The organism is Draconibacterium sp., assembly GCF_041583095.1.
GTDB lineage: Bacteria > Bacteroidota > Bacteroidia > Bacteroidales > Prolixibacteraceae > Draconibacterium.
The window spans coordinates 1-6,200 of record NZ_JBFHGM010000291.1 but is presented as its reverse complement, the minus strand read 5'-3'; the positions used below and the strand labels follow the sequence as shown (position 1 = coordinate 6,200).

The 6,200-nt window shown below is 39.2% G+C and carries 5 protein-coding genes; all 5 read right to left on the bottom strand.

Translation table 11 applies throughout. From position 1 onward, the window contains the following. The coding region (locus ABZB17_RS19290) for an MFS transporter (RefSeq protein ID WP_372652668.1) at positions 1-881 on the bottom strand (881 nt) is incomplete at its 3' end. A 5-nt stretch (positions 882-886) separates the two neighbouring features. Continuing rightward, positions 887-1,252 carry a cupin domain-containing protein gene (locus tag ABZB17_RS19285; protein ID WP_372652666.1) on the bottom strand — a complete coding sequence of 122 codons (366 nt, stop codon included), beginning with the start codon at positions 1,250-1,252 and terminating at the stop codon, positions 887-889. A gap of 11 nt (positions 1,253-1,263) precedes the next feature. Further along, on the bottom strand, positions 1,264-3,468 hold the full coding sequence (locus tag ABZB17_RS19280; protein ID WP_372652664.1) for an alginate lyase family protein: 2,205 nt from the start codon (positions 3,466-3,468) through the stop codon (positions 1,264-1,266). Positions 3,469-3,470: 2 nt separating this feature from the next. Beyond that, on the bottom strand, positions 3,471-5,720 hold the full coding sequence (locus ABZB17_RS19275; RefSeq protein ID WP_372652662.1) for a chondroitinase-B domain-containing protein: 2,250 nt from the start codon (positions 5,718-5,720) through the stop codon (positions 3,471-3,473). A gap of 24 nt (positions 5,721-5,744) precedes the next feature. Continuing rightward, a partial coding sequence (locus ABZB17_RS19270) for a divalent metal cation transporter (RefSeq protein ID WP_372652660.1) occupies positions 5,745-6,200 on the bottom strand: 456 nt, incomplete at its 5' end.

Sequence of the window (6,200 nt, the reverse complement as noted above, 5' to 3'; positions counted from 1 at the left end):
ACATAACCTCCTGCGATACTTCCAACAGCAGCGCCAACGTATGGAACCCACAAGAATAAAGCGACTTCTTTTACATTAAAGCCATAGGTATCGAAAAGATATATCGGCATCCAGGTTACAAACAACCACCAAATAGGCTCAAGGAAAAAACGTCCTACAACTATCGACCACGATTCTTTGTGTGAAAGAATTTCTTTTAAACTCAATCCTTTTGTTGTATCATCAGCTTTTTGATCAGCTTTACTCTGCCCTGCAAGAATGTATTGTCTTTCATGTTCTGTTACCCAAGGGTGTTTCTTTAAACTTGTTTTGTTGATGATCAGCCATGGAATAATCCAGATTAATCCAAACGATCCTACCACCATGAAAGTGGTTCTCCAACCGTATGCTACAAACAAAAATCCAATAATCAAGGGAGCAATTACAGAACCGATTGATGCTCCGGCATTAAAAAGCCCCTGTGCAATAGCTCTTTCTTTTATCGGAAACCATTCGGCATTACTTTTTACAGCTCCCGGCCAGTTACCGGCTTCGGAAATACCCAATGTAGTTCTAAGAATACTTAAAGACAAAACTCCGCGTGCCATTGAATGCATAAATGAAGAAAGTCCCCAAATACCGATACTTAAGACATATCCGATACGTGTACCCACCTTATCGAATATTTTGCCTGAGAACAATTGGCCCAGTGCGTATGCAACCATAAATACATTAGAAATTAATGCATAATCGTTTTTGGTTAAACCCAACGATTGAGCAATAGATCCGCTGATATCTGCTCCACCCCACATGATACTCAGGGCACTTCTGTCGATATAATTAATAACGGTGGCTAAAAAGATTAAGCCAATTATCCACCATCTGAATCCTTTAATTTTCATAGCTACTATTTTTTATCTCCGAAATACGAAACACCACTTCCATCAAGGAAATCTTCGCGCACCGGACTAAATACATCGATTAAAATACCGGCTTCCAAACACACTGCACTGTGTAATAAGTTTGGAGCAATGTAAACTCCCTCTCCGGCTTCAATAATACTTTTTTCGCCATCAATAACGAATTCGAATTTACCTGCAGCACAATAGGTTGCCTGTGTATGAAAGTGCTGATGCGGAGCACCTTCTGCCCCCTTTGCAAACTTTACTTTCACCATCATAATCTGGTTATCCCAGCCTTGAAACTGACGAGATACACCGCCACCAAGATCTTCCCAATTCTCACTGTTCTTAATAAATTTTTCGCTTGCCATAATCGTCTATTTTAATTTGTTATTACTTTATAATTTCCTTCCCAATCTATCGTATTTCCTTCTACCTGAATGGTGTTTTTGCTCTCGTTTCCAAAATTTAGATCAAGCAGAAGTTGTATTTTTTTGTCATTCTTCAAGTGTAAAATCAAGGCCACTTTTTCGTCATCGCCTTCTATCAACTGAAGTTCTTTTACAGATCCTTCAGAATTCAGCACGGCTTCACTGGCCGGATTGTAATTCCCGTGCATTTCGTAAACGGTAAGCAGTTTTTTGTCTTTCGAATTCGGGAACCTAAACAACATTCCCATTTGGTTACGGAGGTTATAATTCGGATCATTTGCACCAAGTCGTGTTACAAAAAATTCAGTTTTTGAATTGGCCAAAGTTGAAACGGTATAAAATCCGGTTTCTTTCATCCACGAAATACTGGCTGTATGAGGTAGATTTTCAACAATTGCATCCACAATTAAATGCTGATAACCATGATCTTTACCCAAAATCTCATATTGATTTAATCTTGAATACCCGAAATTAGCATCAATGATCTGTCCGTTGAAATAAACCGGAAGATCGAGCTGGCTGCTTTCTTGGTTTTTAATGTTGAATAAATCAATTAAGTACGTTCTGCCTTCTACTTCCAGCAATGCCAGAACACGGTTTAAAGAAGCGCCTTCATAACAATTTTCGTCGATAGCCGATACAATTTGTACTGTCGGATTATCAAGGTCGGCAAAAAGCAATTCAGGACTGCTTTCCTCTGCTCTTCCTAATTTTCCATTAAAGTTTGATCGCTCATTAATAACCAATGTATTATGTGCTATCGTCTGATTTCCCCAGGTCTTATTTTCAGGCAGATAACGCCCACCTTCTTTTGCTGCAACATTCAGAAAACGAGCTGCGCCATAATCGGGTATTATTTCCTGTCCTTTGTCGTACAGGTTTATTCCAAGACGATCGAAATGCCCGTGTCCCATTCCCTGCGAAGAGAATTTAAACAACACTGATGTCTGATTCTCACTTTCGCCTAAACGAAGTAAAGCCAAACCACCTTTATCGCCATTGGCCCCATCACGTATAATCATTGACTTGCGCTCAAATTTTTGCGTTTTACCTTCGGCAATGGCTTTGGCTACAGCCAAACCCTGGGCACTTAACATTACTTTACCGTGGTGTTCAGCCACATCGAGCAGTGTTGGGTTTTCTGTGAGCTTATAAACAATATCGGTTCCGAATACCAATTCCGGGGTCAGCCACGATTTTTCCTTAATTGCATCGTTTATAGGGTAAAATCGTCCATCGGAATTTGTTAATTGTAGAACAGTAGTAACGGCTTTTGGCAGTACACCGTTTTTATATTCAAATATTTTTAATTCAGGAAGATTATTGTCCAACGCCTGCGCAAAAACAATAAATGGCAATAATGCATAACGCTGGTAATATGGTCCTTCTGCATAGTATCCATCGGGCGAAAACAGCTCATCAATTTGTTTGAAGAAACCACCTGAGCCATCCAGTTTTGTACTGTACAATGCCTTTTGTACCAATACGGAATCTCCCAAAACCATTCCGGTCATACCTACTCCGGCAACTGCCCAGGTTCCGTGGTTGTGTACTCGATCGAACGAATATTTATCTTCCACGGTAAAAAACTCAACAACTTTTTTGAAGAGATTTTCTTCAATATTTTCCCGTTCTTCTACTGATAAAAACTCATGAATACAATCGTAAGCCTGAATGGAATAAACCAGCCAAACTGACTCGTTTAATCCCTGCCAAAACAATTTCCCAGGAGACTGGTTTTTCTTAATTGGGTGAATGCCCAGGGTTGGATAAAGCTTTGCATACTCGCTCAGCATATCGCGCACGAACACAGCATATTTTTCATCGCCACTTAGCTGATATGCCAGTCCGGCATTATACATTTCAATGTAATTCCTTTTATGCTTTTCGTGGGTATAACCGCCGCCCGGATCTTTTGGGAATGGCACTACAATTCCGGCCTCTATTGCTTTATCCGCAATTTCTTTTGCATCTTCAAAAGATGATTTTAATAGTGGGTATTTCTGTAAGCCATCAATAATTACAGGTACTGATGCTTTCTGTAGAATCAATTTTGGGAAACCACTATCACCTTCAATTACAGTCTCTTTTTCATTATTACAGGAAAAAAGAAGGATAGTAGCAACGAGTAACAAGTATGTACTAATTCTATTCATGTTTAGTTATTATGTGTCAGATTTTTCAATGTATAATCGTTTGAATTTGATTCGATATTCGCTTTCGGATGAATATTTATATTTGAGATACTCGTGATAGGTTCTCCATTAGTTAGGTGAAGTATAAACGGGGCACTGTTCTTAAAATCAGAATCGGAAATATCAGCCACCTGAACTCCATGAATGTAAATACTTCCCTTCACATCATTGCGTTTATCCCATCCGCAGTTTGTAATGTTACAATCCTTAAATATTAACGTTGGGCCAAACGTACTTTCATCGGTACCTCCACGACGAAGGTTCAAAACTGTTTTTCCAACTTTCTCAAAGGTATTGTTTTCGTAAATAACATATTCGGCACTGTACGCGCCAATATCATCGTTTTCTTTATTTAGCGAAGCTACACTTCCTGTTATGTTTTTGAATGCACAATTACGGATAACCACCGAATCAGCAAAGGTATTTTTTGCCACCCTGATGAAATCGAAAGAATGGTTTACTACCAAATCCTCAACGGTACAATCTTCCACAATTAATTTATAGTTGCGGTTCATCGAGTGCCGACTTGTTCCAATAATACAGTTTCCGGCCATATCAGGCGACAATGCACCACTCATATTCAATCCCTGCAACTTTAATGCCCCCAGGTTTTGAATCACAAACATATCGTTCTTCTCGGTAAACAGAGTTGCTTTACCATTATGTGCAGCCTTTATAGTTAAGGGATGAGCGACAAATATGTTTTTACTGTTGATATATTCGCCATCTTTCAAAACCAGAATATCTCCCGATTTTGAATTTCGCACAGCATTAAACAAGGTGTTTGAACCATGTTCCACCATTGTTTCGTGACCAATACCGAAACGAAGTTTCTCATCGGTTAACACATACCAGTTTACACCGGTATTTTCTTTTGTTGCAACAGGCTTTTCTAACGAACACCCTGCACTTTTAATTAAAGGAGAAACCGGAACCGGCAGGCCATTGTTATTTTCAACCAAATTCATCTCAACCACATCAATGTCAATGCCTGCCGGCGGTTCCACTCCTTCACTTAAATAGTTATTCGCAAAATAAATCCCACTAATATCGTCGTAAACGGTAAAAAGTTTTTTGTTTGCATCATTATAAAAAACGTTATTCTCCACTTTGGTGTTAACCGGAATTGCCGAACGTTCTTCGTCGCTACCGGCACAAAGTTGTACATGGTTACAATTCACAAAAGTATTATTCGAAAACACACCACCGTCAACCTGAACGTAGCGATTGGGCGCCGAATTGGGTACGCCGTTCATGATAACCATTGCACCACGGAAACGGTAGCCTGTTAAACCTGAGAAATAATTATTTATCGCTTTGTTTCGTTCGTTTATAATCCGAATACCTCCGGTGTGCTCTTTCCCATTGCCAAAAAAGAAATTTCCTTCTGAAACGTTGTCGTTTCCATGGCGATAAGTTAAAGTGCCTCTACACTCAAAAAAGGTATTGTCTTTAAAAACATTCCCACAACTTTTATTTGAAATGATTTCGTGTTCGCCATCGCAACGATCAAAATAATTGGCTTCAACGGTAGTTCCTGAATGAGCCAGTGAAAAATGACTTGTTCCTAAACGTATGGTTTCTCCACCGTTGTTCCCGTAATTCTGACGAAAGCCAAAATAGTTGTGATCGATTAGATGATTGTTATCATGACAGGCTTCATCAACCATACGAATGGTCATGGTTACACCTCTTCCACGCTTATCGTTAAGGACACAATGATCTACCCGATTGTTTTTACCATAAACAGCTACCCATGTTTCAGAAACAAGACGCTCAGGATTGTTAAAGTTATCGATTACCACTTCAGTTAAACGGCAATGATTACCATAAACACCTTTTCTCTCCCGGAAAGCAATTACCTCGTTACTTGGCGTGTACCCGTTTTTAAAAACCAAACCCGATACTTCAACATACTCGCCCGAAATCCTCAAATTAGACAAACCCGAGAAAATAACTTTCCCTTTATCTTCGGCAGTTACAATAATCGGATTTTCGGCTGTTCCTTTTGCATTTACAAGTAATTCTGCATCTTCCCAAATACCGTTTGCCAAGACAATTTTGTCGCCCGGAACGGCATTGTTCATCGCCTCGGTAAATTCACCAACTGTATTTACGATATTCCCTTCAGGCTGTTCGCAACTTTGAAATGTAATAGCAAACATTCCCACAATAAAAAGGAGTACGTATATTATTGATTTTGATTGATTCATTCCTTTTAATCTTATTGAATTAGCTTAGAAATAATTTAAAACGGCAGCAGCACCATTGTACGATATGATTAGTGAAAAAACCAGTGCCAAAACAAGGCCGGCATTAACAAAAGCACCTATTTTATAGGTACCCATTCGTTTTTTATTATTGGCAAGAATAATGATTCCGACAATTACCAATGGCAGTACAAATACATTAAAAACCTGGGTTAGAATTTGGGCTTGTATTGGATTTTCTCCGGCAATGGGTACCCATAAAGCAACCAAAGCAGCAAGCGCTGTAACAATTTTAAATTGTTTTGAATTCGTATCCAATTTCCCTTCCTGGTAATCCGCCAATAGCAATGGCGCAATCATCAAACACGGGAAAATAGATGAAAGTCCTGCACTAAGTGTTCCGAAAACAAAAATGGTAAGAGCAAACCGTCCGGCAATGGGCTCAAGCGTATTTACCATATCGAGTACCTTGGTTACTACTTT

Bases quoted from the DNA above. Each gene is read 5' to 3' on its own strand.
- ABZB17_RS19285 (WP_372652666.1), bottom strand. From the start codon at position 1,252: ATGGCAAGCGAAAAATTTATTAAGAACAGTGAGAATTGGGAAGATCTT.
- ABZB17_RS19280 (WP_372652664.1), bottom strand. From the start codon at position 3,468: ATGAATAGAATTAGTACATACTTGTTACTCGTTGCTACTATCCTTCTT.
- ABZB17_RS19275 (WP_372652662.1), bottom strand. From the start codon at position 5,720: ATGAATCAATCAAAATCAATAATATACGTACTCCTTTTTATTGTGGGA.